Origin of the sequence: Pseudomonas sp. NY5710 (genome assembly GCF_013305665.1) — a bacterium.
In the GTDB taxonomy this organism is placed as follows: Bacteria; Pseudomonadota; Gammaproteobacteria; order Pseudomonadales; family Pseudomonadaceae; genus Aquipseudomonas; species Aquipseudomonas juntendi.
Genome location: NZ_CP045554.1, coordinates 253004 through 270855, shown reverse-complemented (window position 1 = coordinate 270855; position 17852 = coordinate 253004). Strand labels below are relative to the sequence as shown.

General features: G+C 62.7%; 17 protein-coding genes and 1 pseudogene. 11 read left to right on the top strand and 7 right to left on the bottom strand.

Annotated features, from left to right (window positions below; translation table 11 throughout):
- The first annotated feature begins 265 nt into the window (after positions 1-265).
- The 4 genes from rfbC to GEV39_RS01175 are packed head-to-tail and all read left to right on the top strand — an operon-like array spanning position 266 to position 4526.
- Positions 266-811 carry a dTDP-4-dehydrorhamnose 3,5-epimerase gene (gene rfbC, locus GEV39_RS01190; RefSeq protein ID WP_173887285.1) on the top strand — a complete coding sequence of 182 codons (546 nt, stop codon included), beginning with the start codon at positions 266-268 and terminating at the stop codon, positions 809-811.
- A gap of 42 nt (positions 812-853) precedes the next feature.
- Positions 854-2668 carry a sensor histidine kinase gene (locus tag GEV39_RS01185; RefSeq protein ID WP_009684783.1) on the top strand — a complete coding sequence of 605 codons (1815 nt, stop codon included), beginning with the start codon at positions 854-856 and terminating at the stop codon, positions 2666-2668.
- Positions 2665-4071 carry a sigma-54-dependent transcriptional regulator gene (locus tag GEV39_RS01180; RefSeq protein ID WP_173887283.1) on the top strand — a complete coding sequence of 469 codons (1407 nt, stop codon included), beginning with the start codon at positions 2665-2667 and terminating at the stop codon, positions 4069-4071. The genes GEV39_RS01185 and GEV39_RS01180 overlap by 4 nt, the downstream gene beginning before the upstream one ends.
- Positions 4071-4526 (top strand): thioesterase domain-containing protein, encoded by a 456-nt coding sequence (locus GEV39_RS01175; RefSeq protein WP_173887281.1) that lies wholly within the window; start codon positions 4071-4073, stop codon positions 4524-4526. Before GEV39_RS01180 ends, GEV39_RS01175 begins: the two co-directional genes overlap by 1 nt.
- A 139-nt stretch (positions 4527-4665) precedes the next feature.
- Here the strand turns inward: GEV39_RS01175 and cysQ are convergent, their stop codons facing one another.
- Both cysQ and nudE read right to left on the bottom strand, forming a co-directional pair.
- The gene (gene cysQ / locus GEV39_RS01170; protein ID WP_173887279.1) at positions 4666-5484 is read right to left on the bottom strand and encodes a 3'(2'),5'-bisphosphate nucleotidase CysQ; all 819 of its coding nucleotides are present in this window, start codon (positions 5482-5484) and stop codon (positions 4666-4668) included.
- A complete protein-coding gene (nudE, locus tag GEV39_RS01165; protein ID WP_173887278.1) occupies positions 5481-6047 on the bottom strand; it encodes an ADP compounds hydrolase NudE in 567 nt (188 codons plus the stop codon). The genes cysQ and nudE overlap by 4 nt, the downstream gene beginning before the upstream one ends.
- Before the next feature lie 64 nt (positions 6048-6111).
- Here nudE and yrfG point away from each other — a divergent pair, with 64 nt between their 5' ends.
- Positions 6112-6774: a GMP/IMP nucleotidase gene (yrfG, locus tag GEV39_RS01160; RefSeq protein WP_173887276.1), complete on the top strand. Its 663-nt coding sequence runs from the start codon at positions 6112-6114 to the stop codon at positions 6772-6774.
- A 130-nt stretch (positions 6775-6904) separates the two neighbouring features.
- Here the strand turns inward: yrfG and lysM are convergent, their stop codons facing one another.
- The gene (lysM, locus tag GEV39_RS01155) at positions 6905-7345 is read right to left on the bottom strand and encodes a peptidoglycan-binding protein LysM (protein WP_173887274.1); all 441 of its coding nucleotides are present in this window, start codon (positions 7343-7345) and stop codon (positions 6905-6907) included.
- Positions 7346-7522: 177 nt separating this feature from the next.
- On the opposite strand from lysM, the gene fdhD reads away from it, so the two are divergent.
- From fdhD to GEV39_RS01140, 3 genes and pseudogenes are all read left to right on the top strand, one after another.
- Positions 7523-8353, top strand: coding sequence for a formate dehydrogenase accessory sulfurtransferase FdhD (gene fdhD / locus GEV39_RS01150; RefSeq protein ID WP_173887272.1), 831 nt, complete (start codon positions 7523-7525; stop codon positions 8351-8353).
- Between the two features lie 5 nt (positions 8354-8358).
- Positions 8359-10704, top strand: a complete 2346-nt coding sequence (locus tag GEV39_RS01145; protein WP_173887270.1) for an FdhF/YdeP family oxidoreductase — start codon at positions 8359-8361, stop codon at positions 10702-10704.
- Positions 10705-10998: 294 nt separating this feature from the next.
- A pseudogene (locus tag GEV39_RS01140) lies at positions 10999-11479 on the top strand (YMGG-like glycine zipper-containing protein).
- A gap of 54 nt (positions 11480-11533) precedes the next feature.
- On the opposite strand, the gene GEV39_RS01135 reads toward GEV39_RS01140, so the two are convergent.
- The 3 genes from GEV39_RS01135 to hslO form a co-directional block, all read right to left on the bottom strand.
- Positions 11534-11974 (bottom strand): acyl-CoA thioesterase, encoded by a 441-nt coding sequence (locus tag GEV39_RS01135; RefSeq protein WP_173887268.1) that lies wholly within the window; start codon positions 11972-11974, stop codon positions 11534-11536.
- A 263-nt stretch (positions 11975-12237) separates the two neighbouring features.
- Positions 12238-13779 carry a phosphoenolpyruvate carboxykinase gene (locus tag GEV39_RS01130; RefSeq protein ID WP_173887267.1) on the bottom strand — a complete coding sequence of 514 codons (1542 nt, stop codon included), beginning with the start codon at positions 13777-13779 and terminating at the stop codon, positions 12238-12240.
- 179 nt (positions 13780-13958) lie between these two features.
- Positions 13959-14858: an Hsp33 family molecular chaperone HslO gene (gene hslO / locus GEV39_RS01125; protein ID WP_054905720.1), complete on the bottom strand. Its 900-nt coding sequence runs from the start codon at positions 14856-14858 to the stop codon at positions 13959-13961.
- A gap of 109 nt (positions 14859-14967) precedes the next feature.
- Here hslO and GEV39_RS01120 point away from each other — a divergent pair, with 109 nt between their 5' ends.
- The gene (locus tag GEV39_RS01120) at positions 14968-15762 is read left to right on the top strand and encodes a phosphatase PAP2 family protein (RefSeq protein WP_173887265.1); all 795 of its coding nucleotides are present in this window, start codon (positions 14968-14970) and stop codon (positions 15760-15762) included.
- An 82-nt stretch (positions 15763-15844) separates the two neighbouring features.
- Here the strand turns inward: GEV39_RS01120 and GEV39_RS01115 are convergent, their stop codons facing one another.
- Positions 15845-16246: an RNA-binding S4 domain-containing protein gene (locus GEV39_RS01115; protein ID WP_054913217.1), complete on the bottom strand. Its 402-nt coding sequence runs from the start codon at positions 16244-16246 to the stop codon at positions 15845-15847.
- A gap of 109 nt (positions 16247-16355) precedes the next feature.
- Between GEV39_RS01115 and rimB the strand changes: the two genes are divergently transcribed.
- On the top strand, positions 16356-16838 hold the full coding sequence (gene rimB / locus GEV39_RS01110) for a retropepsin-like aspartic endopeptidase RimB (protein WP_009681235.1): 483 nt from the start codon (positions 16356-16358) through the stop codon (positions 16836-16838).
- Positions 16835-17740 (top strand): 30S ribosomal protein S6--L-glutamate ligase, encoded by a 906-nt coding sequence (gene rimK / locus GEV39_RS01105; RefSeq protein ID WP_009681234.1) that lies wholly within the window; start codon positions 16835-16837, stop codon positions 17738-17740. Before rimB ends, rimK begins: the two co-directional genes overlap by 4 nt.
- Positions 17741-17852 lie beyond the last annotated feature (112 nt).

Below are 17852 nucleotides of genomic sequence, written 5' to 3'. Positions count from 1 at the left end.
TGATGGCCCTGGGCCGGATTGCGGTAAGACGTTGATCTATTTATAACCGATACATATCGATATTCAAAGCCTGATACGCCGGATTTTCAGACAAGCTGTTATCTCAATATCGATAGAAATCGAATTTAATGCGGGTTAACCCGTTAGCATCCATCGCTTGACCGCCTACCCTGGCCATATCGTACGCATCCTGTCACTGCTGAATGCGGAAATTTCCAGCAAGGGCGACTAGGGTCAATAGTTAACGAACGGCAAGCGAACCGCCATGAACATCATCCCGACTGCAATCCCCGATGTACTGATCATCGAGCCCACGGTTTACGGTGACAGCCGTGGCTTTTTCTTCGAAGCGTTCAACGCCCGCGAGTTCGCAAGGCAGACCGGGGTGAATGTCGAATTCGTCCAGGATAACCACTCGCGCTCGGTCAAGGGCGTGCTCCGCGGGCTGCATTTTCAGGTTGAGAATACCCAAGGCAAGCTGGTGCGCGTGGTTCAGGGCGAAATCCGCGATGTCGCCGTGGATGTGCGCAAAAGCTCGCCAACCTTCGGCCAGTGGGTCGCGGTGAATCTGTCGGCAGCCAACTACCGCCAGTTATGGATACCGGCAGGCTTCGCCCATGGCTTTGCGGTGCTGAGCGAGTCGGCCGAGTTCCTGTACAAGACCACCGATTACTACAACCCCGGCGCCGATCGCTGCATCCGCTGGGACGATCCGCACCTGGCCATCGACTGGGGGCTGCAGCAACTACCGCTGCTATCAGACAAGGACAAGCTTGGCCTGGCATGGGCAGAGGCGGAACTGCTGCCGTAACTAGCGCATAATTGCGCCAGACCTTTCTGGCGCATTTACGTGATGATTGCTAAACCCACGCCCCCACGCCGTCCCCGCTGGCGCAGCCTGGCCTTGCTGGCCCTGTGCCTGGCGCCGTTACTGTGGCCCCTGCACCACCTGGCCGAACGTTACTACCAGCAGGAACTGGCCTCGCAGAACCGCCAGACCCTGGACCTGTACGTAGCCAACCTGCTCGGCACCCTGCACCGCTATGAAACCTTGCCGCAGATCCTCGGCGACCTGCCGGCACTGCGCAGCGTACTGGCCGACCCATTCCGCCTGGAGGCGGTGACCAACGCCAACCGCCTGCTCAAGGGCATCGTGCAGCAGACCGGCGCCGAGGTGATGTACCTGATGGATGTCAGCGGCAACACCCTGGCAGCGTCCAACTGGGACAAGCACGACAGCTTCGTGGGCCGTAACTTCGCCTTCCGACCGTACTTCAACGAAGCCATGGCGGGCCACCTGGGCCGCTTCTTCGGCCAGGGCACAACGTCGGCCAAACGCGGCTACTTCTTCGCCGCCGCCGTACGTGATCGCGAGCGCATCGTGGGCGTGCTGGTGGTCAAGGTCGACCTCGACCACACCGAAACCCTGTGGGGCCGCACACCAGAGCAGCTGTTGCTGACCGATCACAATGGCGTGGTCATCCTCACTTCGCGGCCCGATTGGCGCTTCCGTGCCACCCGCGCACTGAGCGATGCCGAGCGTCAGGCCATCATCGCCATCCAGCCCTACCCCACCCAGGCTCCGCAACCGCTGGTGCTCGCCCCGGATGCCTGGATCACCCAGACCCGCGACATCAAGGAAACCGGCTGGCAGGTCAGCATCCTTGCCCCGCGCATGCTGGTAGACCGTTCGGTGCAAACGGTGATGGCCATTGGCGCCGGCACCCTGCTGGTGGCAATGCTGCTGGCCGGGCTGGTGATGCAACGGCGCCGCCACTACATTGACCGCATCGACTTCGAAGCCCGCGCCCGTCAGGAGCTGGAAAAGCGCGTAGCCGAACGCACCGCCGACCTCGAGGGCCTCAATACCCGCCTCAAGCGCGCCGTACTGGAGCGCGAAAACGCCCAGCAAGAGGCGGTGCGCGCCCAGGACGAGCTGGTGCAGGCCGGCAAGCTCTCGGTGCTTGGCACCATGTCGGCCAGTATCAGCCACGAACTCAACCAACCGCTGGCGGCCATTCGCAGCTACGCGGAAAACGCCGAGATCCTGCTCGACCACCAACGCACCGAGGACGCCCGCGGCAACCTCAAGCTGATTGGCGAGCTCACCGGGCGTATGGCGTCGATCATCGCCCACTTGCGGGCCTTCGCCCGCCGTGATCGGCATGCGCCGGAAAGCGTCGCCCTGCAGCCAGCCCTGGACGATGCCCTGGCGCTGCTGGCCAAGCGCCGCCGGGCAATGGCCGTGGAGCTGATTCGCGACCTGCCGGAAGCCACCTTGTGGGTACAGGCCGGTGAAACCCGCCTGCGCCAGGTGCTGGGCAACCTGTTGGCCAATGCCCTGGATGCCCTGACCGAAAAAGCCAACCCGCGCCGCCTGTGGCTAAGTGCCGAACAGCGTGATGACTGCGTCTACCTGTACATCCGCGACAATGGCCCCGGCTTCAGCCGCCAGGCCCTGGAGCATGCCAAGGAGCCGTTCTTCACCACCAAGACCCGCACCCAGGGCCTGGGCCTGGGGTTGGCCATCTGCGAAAGCCTGATGCGCGCCCTGGGGGGTGAACTGCTGCTGGCCAACCACCCGGAAGGTGGTGCTCTGCTGACCCTGCAGCTACGCAAGGCTGCGCCTGGCGCGACCTTGCCCAATTCGGAGGACCCCTCGGCATGACCCCCGAGACACAGATCGACAGCCAAGCCCAGGTCATCCTGGTCGACGATGACCCGCACCTGCGCCAGGCCCTGAGCCAGACCTTGGACCTGGCCGGGCTGAAAGTGGTCGCGCTGGGCGATGCCCAAGGCCTGGCTGAGCGTATCGAGAGCGACTGGCCCGGCGTGGTGGTCAGCGATATCCGCATGCCCGGCATCGATGGCCTGCAGCTGCTGGAGCAACTGCACGGCCGCGACAGCGAACTGCCCGTGCTGTTGATTACCGGGCACGGGGATGTGCCCCTGGCGGTACAGGCAATGCGCGCCGGTGCCTATGACTTTCTGGAAAAGCCCTTCGCCAGCGACGCACTGCTCGACAGCGTGCGCCGTGCCCTGGCGCTGCGCCGCCTGGTGCTGGACAACCGCAGCCTGCGCCTGGCGCTGAGCGACCGCCAGCAACTGGCCACGCGCCTGGTCGGCCACTCGCCGGCCATGCAGCGCCTGCGCGAGCAGATCGGCGCCTTGGCCGCAACCCGCGCCGATGTGCTGATCCTGGGCGAAACGGGTGCCGGCAAGGAGGTGGTCGCCCGCGCGCTGCATGACCTGTCCAGCCGCCGTGATGGGCCATTCGTGGCGATCAACGCCGGGGCATTGGCCGAGTCAGTGGTCGAAAGCGAACTGTTCGGCCATGAACCCGGGGCGTTCACCGGGGCGCAAAAACGGCGCATCGGCAAATTCGAGTTCGCCAACGGCGGTACGCTGTTCCTCGACGAAATCGAGAGCATGAGCCTGGACGTGCAGGTCAAGCTGCTGCGCATGTTGCAGGAGCGGGTGGTGGAACGCCTGGGCGGCAACCAGTTGATCCCGCTGGATATCCGCATTATCGCCGCCACTAAGGAAGACCTGCGCCAGGCCGCCGACCAAGGCCGCTTCCGTGCCGACCTGTACTACCGGCTGAACGTAGCGCCACTGCGTATCCCGCCGCTGCGGGACCGCGGCGACGATATCCTGGTGCTGTTCCAGCATTTTGCCGACGCTGCCAGCCAGCGCCACAGCCTGGCGCCGCACGCCTTGCTGCCGGCGCAGCGGGCGATGCTGCTGCGCCACACTTGGCCAGGTAACGTGCGTGAATTGCAGAACGCCGCCGAGCGTTTCGCCCTTGGCCTTGAGCTGGCGCTGGATGGTCAGCTGCCAGCGACTGCGGCTGCGGCGCCTTCGGTGTTGAGTGGCAACCTGAGCGAACAGGTCGAGCAGTTCGAGCGTTCGCTGATCGCCGCCGAGCTGGCCCAGCCCCACAGCTCCATGCGCAGCCTGGCAGAGGCGCTGGGCATCCCGCGCAAAACCTTGCACGACAAGCTGCGCAAGCATGGCTTGAGCTTCGAGGGCGCTAGCGGCGGGCACGACGACCATGAGGACAACCGTTGATGAGCACCGATAGCCAGTACCTGCAGTCCGTACTGCATGGCGACATCCCGCTGACCCGCGAAATGGGCCTGGAAGTGATTGATTGGCAACACCACACCCTGCGCCTGCAATTGCCGCTGGCGGCCAACGTCAACCACAAGAGCACCATGTTCGGCGGCAGCCTGTACTGTGCAGCCGTGCTTGTGGGCTGGGGCTGGTTGCACCTGCGGCTGCGCGAACTGGGGATAGATGACGGGCATATCGTCATCCAGGAAGGGCAAATCAGCTACCCGCTGCCGGTTACCGGGGCAGCAATAGCCCGTTGCGCGGCGCCGGAAGAGAAAACCTGGGAACGCTTCCTCACCCTGTACCAGCGCCGTGGGCGGGCGCGCTTGACGCTGGAAACCACGGTAAGCAATGCCGGGAGTGATGAGCCGGCCGTCACCTTCAACGGCCAGTACGTGCTGCACCGCTAAGAACGAAGGCTGTAGCGCCCCCTGTAGGAGCGGCCTTGTGTCGCGATGGGCTGCAAAGCAGCCCCGGCAATTTATGCACCATCCCCAAACCTTGGGGGCTGCGTTGCAGCCCATCGCAACACAAGGCCGGCCAGGCCCGCTAGATCAGCTCAAGAAAGGCCTGGCGCCACGCTGCCTTTGCCGGCAACGCCAGGAAATACGGGTTGAGCAAAGACTCGCGCGCCGGGTAACGGAACGGCAAACCGTCCAGCCCGATCACTTCACCACCCGCCCCTTCCACCACACCCTGGGCCGCCGCCGTATCCCACTGCGAAGTCGGCGCCAGGCGTGGATAACAATCGGCGCTGCCCTCGGCCAAAAGGCAGAACTTCAACGAGCTACCGATGTTGGCCAACTCCAGTTCACCCACTGCCGCACCCAGGCCCGCCAACAATGCTTCCTGTTCGGGGCTGGAGTGCCGGCGGCTGGCAACTACGGTAAACCGCTCACCCGCCGGCGGGGCGTTGCGCACCTGGATCGGCCGGGCCGCCTCACCCGCTTCTGCCCGCCAGGCCCCCAATTCGCGGCCCCCAAAGTAGCAGCGGCCATTGGTGGGCATCGATACCACGCCAAACACCACCTCGCCGTTTTCGATCAAGGCGATATTGACTGTGAACTCCTCGCTGCCGGCAATGAATTCCTTGGTGCCATCCAGCGGGTCCACCAGCCACCAGCGGCTCCAGCCCTGGCGCTCGGCCAGCGCAATGTTGCAGTCCTCTTCGGACAACACCGGAATCTGCGGCGCCAGCGCCAGCAGGCCATCGGCAATCACCCGGTGTGCTGCCAGGTCTGCGGCAGTCACCGGCGAATCATCGGCCTTGTTGGTCACTGCCACATCCGCACGCCAGAACGGCAGGATCGCCTCGCCCGCAGTCAAGGCCAACTTGACCACTTCAACCATCAGCTGCTCGTCGTTCATAGCGCCAGCAGCCCCCGCTGGATCAGCAGGTCGCGCGCCAGGTACAGCGCCGCCAGGGCGCGGCCTTCGGTGAACTGCGGATGCATGGCCAAGGCCGACAGCTCGCGCAGGTTGACCTTGTCGACCCGCATCGGCTCCGGCTCATCGCCTTCCAGGCGCTCTTCGTACAGGTCGGTGGCCAGCACCACCTGGATTTTCTGGCTCATGTAGCCCGGCGAAAGCGACAGCTCGGTCAGGTGCTCGAGCAAGTGCGCGCCAAGCCCGGCCTCTTCCTTGAGCTCGCGGTTGGCGGCTGCCAGCACATCTTCGCCGGGCTCGATCAGGCCCTTGGGCAGCGACAGCTCGTACTCATCGGTGCCACCGCAATACTCTTCCACCAGCACGGCGTGCTCGGCGTCGAGCATGGCCACGATCATCACCGCGCCATAGCCGTTACCCCGGCCGACCAAGCGCTCATAGGTGCGCTCGGCACCATTGCTGAAGCGCAATTGCACAGCCTCTACGCGGAACAGGCGGCTGCTGGCGACGATTTCGCGGCTGAGGACGGTGGGTTTCTGGCGCATGGGGCGGCTCCTTGGCGTGAACGGGTTACTATACCGTGGCTTGCCGACTGATCGAGAGTTTCCCATGCCTGTTCTTCCCTGGTCTGCCATCGATACCGTCCTGCTGGATATGGACGGTACCCTGCTCGACCTGCATTACGACAACCGCTTCTGGCTGGACCACCTGCCCCAGCGCTATGCAGAACTGCATGGGGTGAGCCGGGCCATGGCAGAAATGGAACTGCAACCGCTGTTCGAGCGCAATGCCGGCACGCTGAACTGGTACTGCCTAGACTTCTGGAGCCGGGAGCTGCGCCTGCCGATCCGGGAGCTGAAGCGGGAAATTGCCGACCTGATCGCGTTGCGCCCGGATGCCGACACGTTCCTGGCGGCGATTCGCGGTGCAGGCAAGCGCGTGGTGATGATCACCAATGCCCACCGTGATTCGCTGTCGCTGAAGCTCGAACGGGTGGAGCTGGCACCCTACTTCGAGCGGCTGATCAGCTCGCATGACTATGGTTACCCGAAGGAAAGCCCACAGTTCTGGGACGCCTTGCAGGCGGACATCGGTTTTGAGCCGGGGCGTAGCCTGTTCATCGATGACACCCTGGCGATACTGCGCAGCGCACGGCACTTTGGTGTGGCGCACCTGCTGGCTGTGCGCCAGCCGGATAGCCAGGCGCAGCCACGCGATACCGAAGAGTTTGCTGCGGTCGAGGATTACCGGCAGCTGTTGATTGGCTTGTAAGGGCCCTGGCACCGGCTACGCCGGTGTTCGCGGGCACGCCCGCTCCCACAGGTGACCACCGGCCTCTGGCCTTGCAGCAACCTCGTGGGAGCCGGCTTGCCGGCGATAGGGCCGATAAAGCCTGCAAAAATCACTCAGGAATACGCAGCGCCTGCCCAGGGTAGATCTTGTCCGGGTGCGAAAGCATCGGCTTGTTGGCCTCGAATATCTTGTTGTACTGGTTGGCATTGCCGTACACCGCCAAGGAAATGGCCGACAGCGTGTCACCCTTCTTCACCGTGACGAACCGGGCCGCCATCACCACCGCCCCAGTCACAGTGATCTGATCGTCTACGCTGGCCACACCATTGATATTGCCTGCCGCCAGAATGATCTTCTCCTTCTCTTCCTGGCTGGCCACCTCGCCCTTGAGAATGATCTTGTCACCTTCTACAGTAGCGCTGATATTCGGGTTGCCCAGGCCAACCTTGGCAACGTGTTCCTTGAGCTGCTCCTCAGCGTTGGCATTGCCTGGGGTCAGCAGGTCGATCAACTTCTCGCCGGCTTCTTTCACGAAACTGATCAGGCTCATTGCGTTCTCCTTGTGACATAAACCTCGGAGACGAAAGTCTAGGCCAGGATTTCCCTACCTGCCGCCTGCGACCAATCGACGCGCTCTATCAAGGCATAGACCTTAGCGATTAGACGCCACAGGCCCACGCGCCTAGGCTTGTGCTATACCCAGCCGCCGAATGAACAGCCCGCCCCGATGAACAGCAAACCTCCGGTCTGCACGGCCTCATCGCCCTTGTCCCTGCCAGCCGCCAGCAACACCTACGCATACGTCCAGCTCAGCGACGGTAAAGGTGACAGCACGCCGCTGGCCGAAGAGGTTGCGTTGGCCATCGTCTACAACGGCCTCAATCAGGCAGTGATGCTGGTCAGCCCGACCGACCTGGAAGATTTCGCCGTCGGTTTCAGCGTGGGCAGCGGCATCGTCGAAGGCACCACGGAAATCTACGACCTGAAGCTCTCGGGCAGTGGCTCGGCCCTGTATGCAGACCTGGAAATATCCAGCCGAGCCTTCTGGAGCCTGAAAAACCAGCGTCGGCAGCTGGCCGGCACCAGTGGCTGCGGCCTGTGCGGGGTCGAGGCGCTGGAGCAGGCGTTGCCCGAACTGGCCGTGCTGCCCGGTGCGCCGCTGCCACCGGCAGCATGGCTGGTGGGCCTGCGCGAGCGCATCGATGCGTTTCAGCCGCTGGGCCAGCACTGCGGGGCGGTGCATGCCGCGCTGTTCATGGACCGCCACGGCGAACTGCTGCTGGGCCGTGAAGACATTGGCCGGCACAACGCCCTCGACAAGCTGATCGGCGCGCTGCTGCGCCAGGGCATCGACAGCCAGGGCGGCCTTGCGATCGTCACCAGCCGCTGCAGCCTGGAATTGATACAGAAGGTGCTGCGCGCCGGCATCCAGACCTTGGTCAGCCTGTCCGCCCCCACCGGGCTTGCCCTGCAATGGGCGCGCAAGCACAACCTCAACCTCATTCATCTACCCAAGCACAGCGCACCGCGGGTCTATAGCCCCGCGGCGGAGTCGTAACAGTCGTGACCTCGTACCAACACCTACCGGACAATGCCCCAGCCTCAACCCCTCGCTACAAGCCCTACCACGGCCCTGCCGGTGGCTGGGGCGCGCTGCGCAGCGTGGCCAAGGCCTGGGTTGGCAGCGATAACGCGCTGAAGAACCTTCGCGCCCTGCTCAAGACCAACCAGAACGGCGGTTTCGACTGCCCAGGCTGCGCCTGGGGCGATTCGCCAGAAAGCGGCATGGTCAAGTTCTGCGAGAACGGCGCCAAGGCCGTGAACTGGGAGGCCACCAAGCGACGTGTCGATGCTGCTTTCTTCGCCCGTTACAGCGTCACCGCCCTGCTGCAGCAAAGCGACTACTGGCTGGAGTACCAGGGCCGCCTGACCGAGCCGATGGTCTACGACGCGACCAGCGACCGCTATCAGCCGATCAGCTGGAACGCCGCTTTTGCCCTGGTTGCCCGCGAGCTGAACAAGTTGGCCACCCCTGACCAGGCCGAGTTCTATACCTCGGGGCGGGCCAGCAACGAGGCAGCCTACCTGTACCAGTTGTTCGTGCGCGCCTTCGGCACCAACAACTTTCCCGACTGCTCGAACATGTGCCACGAGGCCAGCGGCGTGGCGTTGGGGCAAAGCATCGGGGTGGGCAAAGGCACGGTCAGGTTCGACGACTTCGAACATGCCGACGCGATTTTTGTCTGGGGCCAGAACCCCGGCACCAACCACCCGCGCATGCTCGACCCGCTGCGCGACGCGGTGAAACGTGGCGCTCAGGTAGTTTGCATCAACCCGCTCAAGGAGCGTGGCCTGGAGCGCTTCCAGCACCCGCAGAACCCGCTGGAAATGCTGACCAACAGCGACCGCCCAACCAACACGGCATTCTTCCGGCCGGCGCTGGGTGGCGACATGGCGCTGCTGCGTGGCATGGCCAAGTTCGCCCTGCAGTGGGAGCGTGAAGCCCAGGCCAGGGGTGAACCAGCGGTGTTCGACCATGCCTTCATCGCCGAGCACGGCCATGGCGTGGACGATTACCTGGCCGTGGTAGATGCCACGCCATGGGACCACATCCAGGCGCAATCCGGCCTGCCCATGGCCGACATTGAGCTGGCCGCGCGCATGTACTGCCGCGCCAAGCGGGTCATCATGTGCTGGGCGATGGGTATTACCCAACACCGCCACTCGGTGCCGACCATTCAGGAAATCGTCAACCTGCAGATGCTGCGCGGCAATATCGGCGCACCTGGCGCAGGCCTATGCCCGGTACGTGGCCACAGCAACGTGCAGGGCGACCGCACCATGGGCATCAACGAGCGCCCACCCATGGCGCTGCTCGATGCCATGGAAAAGCGCTTCGGCTTCCCCGTGCCACGGCACAACGGCCACAACACTGTCGAAGCGATTCACGCCATGCTCGACGGCCGGGCCAAGGTGTTCATCGGCCTGGGCGGCAATTTCGCCCAGGCCACACCGGACACCGAGCGCACGGCGCAGGCGCTGCGCAACTGCGAGCTGACCGTGCACATCAGCACCAAGCTCAACCGCAGCCACCTGGTTCATGGCAAGCAAGCGCTGATTTTGCCGTGCCTGGGCCGTACCGACATTGACCTGCAGGCCGACGGGCCGCAAGCGGTAACGGTCGAAGACTCGTTCAGCATGGTGCACGCATCCAATGGCCAGCTCAAACCACTGTCTTCGCAGATGCGCTCGGAGCCCGCGGTCATTGCTGGCATCGCCGCCGCGACGCTGGGCAATAAACCCGTGGACTGGCACTGGCTGGTCGCCGACTATGCGCGCATCCGCGACCTGATCGCCGACACCATCACAGGCTTCAGCGGCTTCAATGAACGCCTGCAGCACCCAGGTGGCTTCTACCTGGGCAATAACGCCGCCAGCCGCACATGGAAGACCAACACCGGCCGCGCCAACTTCAAGGCCAACCTGCTGCCCGATACGCTGCTTGACGAGCGTGTGCGTGCCAGCGGCCAGGTGCCGGACCTGATCATGCAGTCGATGCGCTCGCACGATCAGTACAACACCACCATCTACGGCCTGGACGACCGCTACCGTGGCGTGCGCGGCCAGCGTGAAGTGCTGTTCGCCAACGAAGCCGACATCATCCGCCTGGGCTTCCAGCCAGGGCAGAAGGTCGACATCCTGTCGTTGTGGGGGGATGAACACGTACGCCGGGTGCGCGGCTTTACCCTGCTGGCGTTCGATATTCCGGCCGGGCAGGCGGCGGCGTATTACCCGGAGGTGAACCCGCTGGTGCCGCTGGAGAGCATTGGCGATGGCAGCCATACGCCAACCTCGAAGTTCATCGCCATCAAGCTGGAGCGGGCGCAAGACGACGGGCGTATCCTGTAATAGAGGTGCCAGCCTTGTTCGCGGCTAAAACCGTTCCCACAGGCTGGAGCAAAACCCTGTCGAAGCGGCTTCAGCCCCGAACAGGCCAGAGGCTCCAAAAACGAAAAAAGCCCTGTTCCGCAAGGTTCAGGGCTTTTGCCATAAAGATCTCAGACAGCCGAAAGCGGTTTAAGTTTCACAACAAATACAGTGACTTAGAGAATTGTGTACAACTCGTGTTACTCGTCGGATTTCCGTTGCCAGCCACCTCGCTTAGCCTCAAATTCGCCTCGTCATCCTTATGAGGCTCTCTTGATGAAGAAGTACTCCTCGATTTTGTTGTTGTCTTTTCAGCTTGCTCAGCGGCGTTGCCATGGCAGGCGGCACCACCGAGGCCGGCATTGGCGGCGCATTGGGTGGGGTACTGGGCTCCGTTGTCGGTAACTCCATCGGCGGTAGCACTGGCGGCGCCATTGGTGCTGGCCTGGGCGGTGCGGCCGGCGGTGCGTTGGGTGCCGACAAGCGCCAGCGCGGTGAAGCCGCTATTGGCGGTGCCCTGGGCGCGGCAGGCGGTAACGTGGTGGGTCGCTCGGTAGGCGGCACTACTGGTAGCTACATCGGTGCAGCCGCCGGCGGCGGTGCTGGCGGTGCGCTGGGTAACTACCTGGGCAACAAGGCCGACGACGATGAGCGCCATGACGACCGTCGCTACCGCCGTGGCTACGATGACCGTCGCCACTACGACCGCGGCCATCACTACGGCCACCGCAAGCACAAGCGCCACTGGCGCGACTAACGCCTGAGGGCCCTGCCCCGGCAACAAAAACCCCGCCCCTCCCGGCGGGTTTTTTTATGCGTGTTGTTCCAGCACCAAGCCGGAAAGAATCACCTGAAGCGCCTCTGGCAACGCCACAGGCCGGCCCCTGACACGCTCGATGAAGACTTGCACCACCGTGCCCGCCGCACAGGCCTCGGGCTCACCTGGGCGATACAACGCCAGGCGGTACTCCACCGTACTGCCCGCCAGGCGCGTTACGCCCAGCCCAACTTCCAGCACATCCGGGAAGCCCGGCAATGCATAGAAATCTGCTGCCGAACTGACCACGAAAGCCGCCAGCTCGCCGTCACGCAGGTCCAACTCGGCCTGCTCGACCAGAAACGCCTGGATCGCCGCTTCGAAGAAGCCGTGCACCGTGGCCCCGGCGATATGACCGTTCAGGTCGTTGTCCTGCGGGCGGGTGAGAATCGGGTGAAAGTGGGAGAAGGCAGTGCGCTGAGGGGATTCGGTCATCTGGCTGACTCTTGTCTTCGCAATGGATGCTGACAGTGAAACAGAAAAACCAGGTTCCCGCTGCCTGCACCTCACCCTGTAGGAGCGGCCTTGTGTCGCGATGGGCCGCAAAGCGGCCCCGACAATTTATGCAGTGACGCTAAAACCCCGGGGCCGCTATGCGGCCCATCGCGACACGAGGCCGCTCCTACAAGGCATTGCATCAGCCGGATAACAAAAAAGCCGCCACTGCTGGCGGCTTTCTCATTGCGGCTGGTTGCAGCTTACAGCTGCGGACCAGCGGCCTTGATGGCGTCGGAAACTTCAAACTTCTTGAAGTTCTCGATGAACAGCTTGGCCAGGCCTTTGGCAGCCTCGTCGTAGGCAGCTTTGTCAGCCCAGTTGGTACGCGGGTTGAGCAATTCGGTATCAACGCCTGGGACGGCCTTCGGTACGTCCAGGTTGATGATGTCCAGGTGCTCGGTTTCAGCACCGACCAGCACGCCGCTCTGGATGGCAGCGATCACCGCGCGGGTGGTCGGAATGCTGAAGCGCTTGCCAACGCCGTAGCCACCACCGGTCCAGCCGGTGTTGACCAGGTAGACCTTGGAGTTGAAGCCCTTGATACGCTTGATCAGCAGCTCGGCGTACTCGCCAGCCGGGCGTGGGAAGAACGGTGCACCGAAGCAGGTCGAGAAGGTCGACTTGATGCCGCCGCCCGAGCCCATTTCGGTGGAGCCGACCAGCGCGGTGTAACCGGACAGGAAGTGGTAGGCAGCCTGTTCGTTGTTCAGGATCGACACCGGAGGCAGAACACCGGTCAGGTCGCAGGTCAGGAAGATCACTGCGTTTGGCTCACCGCCCAGGTTCTTGTCCGAACGCTTGGCAACGTGCTCCAGCGGGTAGGCCGCACGGCTGTTCTGGGTCAGGCTGACATCGGTGTAGTCAGCGTGCTTGTTGGCGTCGAGAACGACGTTTTCCAGCACAGCACCGTGCTTGATGGCTTTCCAGATGACCGGCTCGTTCTTCTCGGACAGGTCGATGCACTTGGCATAGCAGCCGCCTTCGATGTTGAAGACAACGCCTTCGCCCCAACCGTGCTCGTCGTCACCGATCAGGTAACGGCTTTCGTCGGCCGACAGGGTGGTTTTGCCGGTGCCGGACAGGCCGAAGAACAGGGTTACATCGCCTGCTTCGCCGATGTTGGCCGCGCAGTGCATTGGCAGCACGTCGGCAGCCGGCAGCAGGAAGTTCTGCACCGAGAACATGGCTTTCTTCATTTCACCGGCGTAGCGCATGCCGGCGATCAGCACTTTCTTCTGCGCGAAGTTGATGATCACGCAACCGTCGGAGTTGGTGCCATCACGCTCAGGTACGCACTCGAAGTTTGCCACGTTGAGCACCTGCCACTCGCCGCGACCCACCGGGTTGTACTGCTCAGGGTTGATGAACAGGCAACGGCCGAACAGGTTCTGCCAGGCAGTCTGGGTGGTCATTTTCACCGGCAGGTAGTGCTCGGCGGCAGCCCCTACGTGAACGTAGGAAACGAAGTGATCCTGGGCGTTGTTGAACGCCTCGACGCGGTCCCACAGGGCATCGAACTTGTCGGCCGGGAACTTGCGGTTGATCGGGCCCCAGGCGATGGCGTCCTGGGTGGAAGGCTCTTCGACGATGAAACGGTCAGCCGGCGAACGGCCAGTACGGTGACCGGTCTCCACGACCAGCGCGCCGGTATCGGCTAGTACACCTTCACCGCGTTGCAGCGCTTCTTTTACCAGCTCATCGACGCTCAGGTCGGTGTACACGGTGTTATTGGCTTGCGTCATGAGATACCCCATCCGGCCCGAGGCCGAGTGCTCCAAACGTTTTGTAGTTATTTCGAAAAAACTACTACAGCGAAAAAAGTGGCCGGATTATGCCAGAAAAGCCCAAAAAAAGTAGGCCCCTCCTGTCAGAACTGCGTTTTTGCGCAATTCGACAGGAGATTTTCCTGAGCTTAAACGTTTCAGTGGCGAGTTTCTGAGGCTACGTCCGTGCCGCCGCCGGCAAACAGTTGCGCCACATCGCTGGCGTCGAAGAAATAGCGCTGGTTGCAGAACTGGCAATCGATTTCTACCTGCCCGCCGCACTCTTGCACCAGTGCCTTGGCGTCATGCTCACCCAAGCTGACCAGGGCATTGCCGGAACGTTCGCGTGAGCAGCTGCATTTGAAGCGCAGCGGCTGTTCATCGAACAGGCGCACGGCATCTTCGTGGTACAGGCGGTGCAGCAGGGTTTCATTGGCTTCTGCCCACTCTTGCGGCTTGAGGGTTTGGGCCAGGGCAACCACGTGCTGCCAGCTGTCTTCGCGCTCTTCATCGTCCGGCTGGCGATCGCGTGGCAGTTGCTGCAGCAGCAGGCCGCGCGCCTTGCCAGCTTCGGCATTCAGCCAGAACCGCGTGTTCAACTGCTGGGACTGAACGAAGTAATTGGTGAAGCACTCCGAGAGGTTGGCACCATCGAGGTCGACAGTCCCTTGGTAACGCTGGCCCTTGACCGGGTCGATGGTCAGGGTCAGGTGGCCGTCGGGCATCAGCTGCGCCAGGCTGGCGTCGGCCGGGATCTGATCCGCTTCATATCTGGCCATGCCGCGGATGTCACGGTCACCGGAGCATTCGACCATCAGCAGCGGGATCGGCCCGGCGGAGCGCGCCTGCAGTATCAGCAGGCCGTCGAACTTCAAGGCACCGACCAGCAAAGCGGTGGCGGCCATCAGCTCGCCAAGCAGGGTTTGCACCGGCTGTGGGTATTCATGACGCGCCAGCACTGCAGCGTAGCTGTCATCGAGAGACACCCACTCGCCGCGCACATCGCGCTCGTCGAAGATGAAACGTTGGGTGAAATCTTTTTCTGGCAAGTCGCTCATGGTTGTCTGGCTATCTGAAAATGATGACAAAATAATGAAAGGGAATCAGTAATCCCATCGCAGAGCGCCTTCAGGCGCTCGTTTCCCTTATAGGAGATAGAGGTATCTTATGGATAATCGACCACTGTTCCAAGCAAGGTGGTCCTGGGGACCGCTGGCAGCCTGCACGCTGCTGCCGATCGCTCTACTGTGTTTCTGGTTATGGCCTTTTGGCCAGATCCTGTGCCTGACTTTCGACGAGTGGCTTTTCCGCAGCCTCAATGCACCGTTGGCTGACAACACCACCTGGCGCTATATCTGGACCGTGGGCAGCATGCGCCCGTTCGACATCGTGGTCGGCCTGATCCTGCTGGCACTGCTGATTCGCGGTGATTGGGTGTTCAAGGCAGCACAGGTTCGCCAGGCGTTTTTTGGCTTTCTGGTCACGCTGCTTCTCTTAGTGGTGATTCGCGCGCTGTTTTCCAAGTGGGTGGATGCCGCGGGCTGGCAACACAAGAGCCCCTCGATGATGTTCGCCGACGTGGTGCACCTGAGCGACTACTACCCCCACCTGGAAGCCAAGTGGGAGCTGAAGGACCGCTCCAGCAAGAGTTTCCCCGGCGACCACGCCTCGGTGTTGTTGATCTGGGCATTGTTCATGAGCGTGTTCAGCCGCCGCCTGGTGCAGTTCGTGGTGATCTGGGCGCTGGCGGTGCTGTTCATGCTGCCGCGCCTGGTGGCCGGCGCGCACTGGGGGCAGGATGACTACATCGGCGGGTTGCTGATGGCAGTGCTGGCGTTGGGCTGGAGCTATTACACGCCGTTGGCGGCCAAGGGTAGCGCGGCACTGATGCGCTGGACGGCGCCGTTGTTCTCGATTGCTGCAAAATTGCCGTTGGTCGGGCGGTTGGCGGTAGTCCGCTAGCCCCCTGAGGCTGCTGCGCAGCCCATCGCGGCACGAGGCCGCTCCTACAGCACTGCGTGCACCCTTGTAGAAGCGGCCCCGGCTATTCGAAGTTCCCATGCAGCTGGTGAATCTGCCGCCGCTGCTTCTTGTTCGGCCGACCATCGGTAGTTACCCCCATCGCCCCTGCCTTGCGCATTTCGGCTGCCTGCTCCCTGCGCCGCACACTCTCTTCAGTCTCTTCATACAGCGTCTGCGCCTCGGGCGCCCCCCGCCGCACCACCGACAACGCCTTCACCACCACGGTGCGCTCATCGAAGCCGGTTCGCAGCACGAATTCGTCGCCCACGCGCGGCTCCTTGCCCGGCTTGCAACGCTCGCCCCGGCAATGCACCTTGCCGCTCTCGATCGCGGCCTTGGCCAACGCCCGCGTTTTGTAGAAACGCGCCGCCCACAGCCATTTGTCCAGGCGCACCTTATCGTCGTCTTCGGCTTTTTGTGCCATTGCGTTTCCTCGGATTCTGTCTTTCATCGAACTGTACTACCTTCACTTACGGATGCAAAAAGTCCCCGCCGTGCTTACAGTTCACCACCTCATTCGCAGGGTGTGCTTAGTGAAGACATTTGACCATTTGACTGTGATCGGCCTGCGTGAGTGGGTCGCCTTGCCCGACCTCGGTGTGGCCGGGCTGCGCGCCAAGATCGACACCGGCGCCAGTACCTCCAGCCTGCACGCCACCGATATCGAACCCTTCGAGCGTAATGGCCAACCCTGGGTGCGCTTCACCGCGCACCTGGGCACGGTGGTGCAACTGCGCCATCGCCGCTGCGAAGCACCCTTGGTGAACAGAAAGATCATCCGCAGCTCTAACGGGCATGCCCAGACCCGTTATGTCATTCGTACGCCACTGGCGTTGGGTGACCGCGTGTGGGAGGTGGAATTCACCCTGGCCTGCCGCAAGAGCATGCGCTACCGCCTGCTGCTCGGCTCAAAAGCCCTGGTGCAGGGCCAGCTGGTGGTCAACCCAGGCGTAAAGTACGTGCAAGACAAACCGGCCTTCCCGGCCACCCTTTCCCCTGTCACAGGTGCTGCATGAAGATCGCTGTGCTGTCGCGCAATCCGCGTCTGTATTCCACCCGCCGCCTGGTCGAAGCCGGTACTCAGCGTGGCCACGAAATGGTGGTGATCGATACCTTGCGGGCCTACATGAACATTGCCAGCCACAAGCCGCAGATCCACTACCGCGGCAAGCCGCTGGAAGGTTTCGATGCCGTGATCCCGCGGATTGGCGCCTCGGTAACCTTCTACGGCTGTGCGGTGCTGCGCCAGTTCGAAATGATGGGCGTGTACCCGCTCAACGAGTCGGTGGCTATCGCCCGCTCGCGCGACAAGCTGCGCTCGCTGCAGCTGTTGTCACGGCGCGGCATTGGCCTGCCGATCACCGGTTTCGCCCACTCGCCCGACGATATCCCCGACCTGATCCGCATGGTCAACGGTGCCCCCCTGGTGATCAAGGTGCTGGAAGGCACGCAGGGTATCGGCGTGGTGCTGTGCGAAACCCCGCAGGCAGCCGAGTCGGTGATCGAGGCGTTCATGGGCCTGAAGCAGAACATCATGGTGCAGGAGTACATCAAGGAGGCCGGCGGTGCGGATATCCGCTGCTTCGTGGTGGGGGACAAGGTGATTGCCTCGATGAAACGCCAGGCCAAGCCTGGTGAGTTTCGTTCCAATCTGCACCGTGGCGGGGTCGCCAGCCTGATCAAGATCACCCCCGAAGAGCGCATCACCGCGATTCGCGCAGCCAAGGTGATGGGTTTGAGTGTCGCGGGCGTGGATATCCTGCGCTCCAACCATGGGCCGTTGGTGATGGAGGTGAATTCATCGCCAGGCCTGGAAGGCATTGAAGTGACCACTGGCAAGAACGTGGCCGGGATGATCATCGAGCACCTGGAGAAGAATGGCGGGCCGAATCAGACCCGGACCAAGGGGAAAGGCTGATTCACCCGGCCCTAGCGCCGGCAAGCCCACAGGTACTGCACAGTTTTCAGACTTTGTGCATGATCTGTGGGAGCTGGCTTGCCGGCGATAGGGGCCGGCCAGCCAACCAAGT

Coding starts and splice junctions, on each gene's coding strand:
- rfbC (WP_173887285.1), top strand. CDS start 266: ATGAACATCATCCCGACTGCAATCCCCGATGTACTGATCATCGAGCCC.
- GEV39_RS01185 (WP_009684783.1), top strand. CDS start 854: ATGATTGCTAAACCCACGCCCCCACGCCGTCCCCGCTGGCGCAGCCTG.
- GEV39_RS01180 (WP_173887283.1), top strand. CDS start 2,665: ATGACCCCCGAGACACAGATCGACAGCCAAGCCCAGGTCATCCTGGTC.
- GEV39_RS01175 (WP_173887281.1), top strand. CDS start 4,071: ATGAGCACCGATAGCCAGTACCTGCAGTCCGTACTGCATGGCGACATC.
- cysQ (WP_173887279.1), bottom strand. CDS start 5,484: ATGAACGACGAGCAGCTGATGGTTGAAGTGGTCAAGTTGGCCTTGACT.
- nudE (WP_173887278.1), bottom strand. CDS start 6,047: ATGCGCCAGAAACCCACCGTCCTCAGCCGCGAAATCGTCGCCAGCAGC.
- yrfG (WP_173887276.1), top strand. CDS start 6,112: ATGCCTGTTCTTCCCTGGTCTGCCATCGATACCGTCCTGCTGGATATG.
- lysM (WP_173887274.1), bottom strand. CDS start 7,345: ATGAGCCTGATCAGTTTCGTGAAAGAAGCCGGCGAGAAGTTGATCGAC.
- fdhD (WP_173887272.1), top strand. CDS start 7,523: ATGAACAGCAAACCTCCGGTCTGCACGGCCTCATCGCCCTTGTCCCTG.
- GEV39_RS01135 (WP_173887268.1), bottom strand. CDS start 11,974: ATGACCGAATCCCCTCAGCGCACTGCCTTCTCCCACTTTCACCCGATT.
- GEV39_RS01130 (WP_173887267.1), bottom strand. CDS start 13,779: ATGACGCAAGCCAATAACACCGTGTACACCGACCTGAGCGTCGATGAG.
- hslO (WP_054905720.1), bottom strand. CDS start 14,858: ATGAGCGACTTGCCAGAAAAAGATTTCACCCAACGTTTCATCTTCGAC.
- GEV39_RS01120 (WP_173887265.1), top strand. CDS start 14,968: ATGGATAATCGACCACTGTTCCAAGCAAGGTGGTCCTGGGGACCGCTG.
- GEV39_RS01115 (WP_054913217.1), bottom strand. CDS start 16,246: ATGGCACAAAAAGCCGAAGACGACGATAAGGTGCGCCTGGACAAATGG.
- rimK (WP_009681234.1), top strand. CDS start 16,835: ATGAAGATCGCTGTGCTGTCGCGCAATCCGCGTCTGTATTCCACCCGC.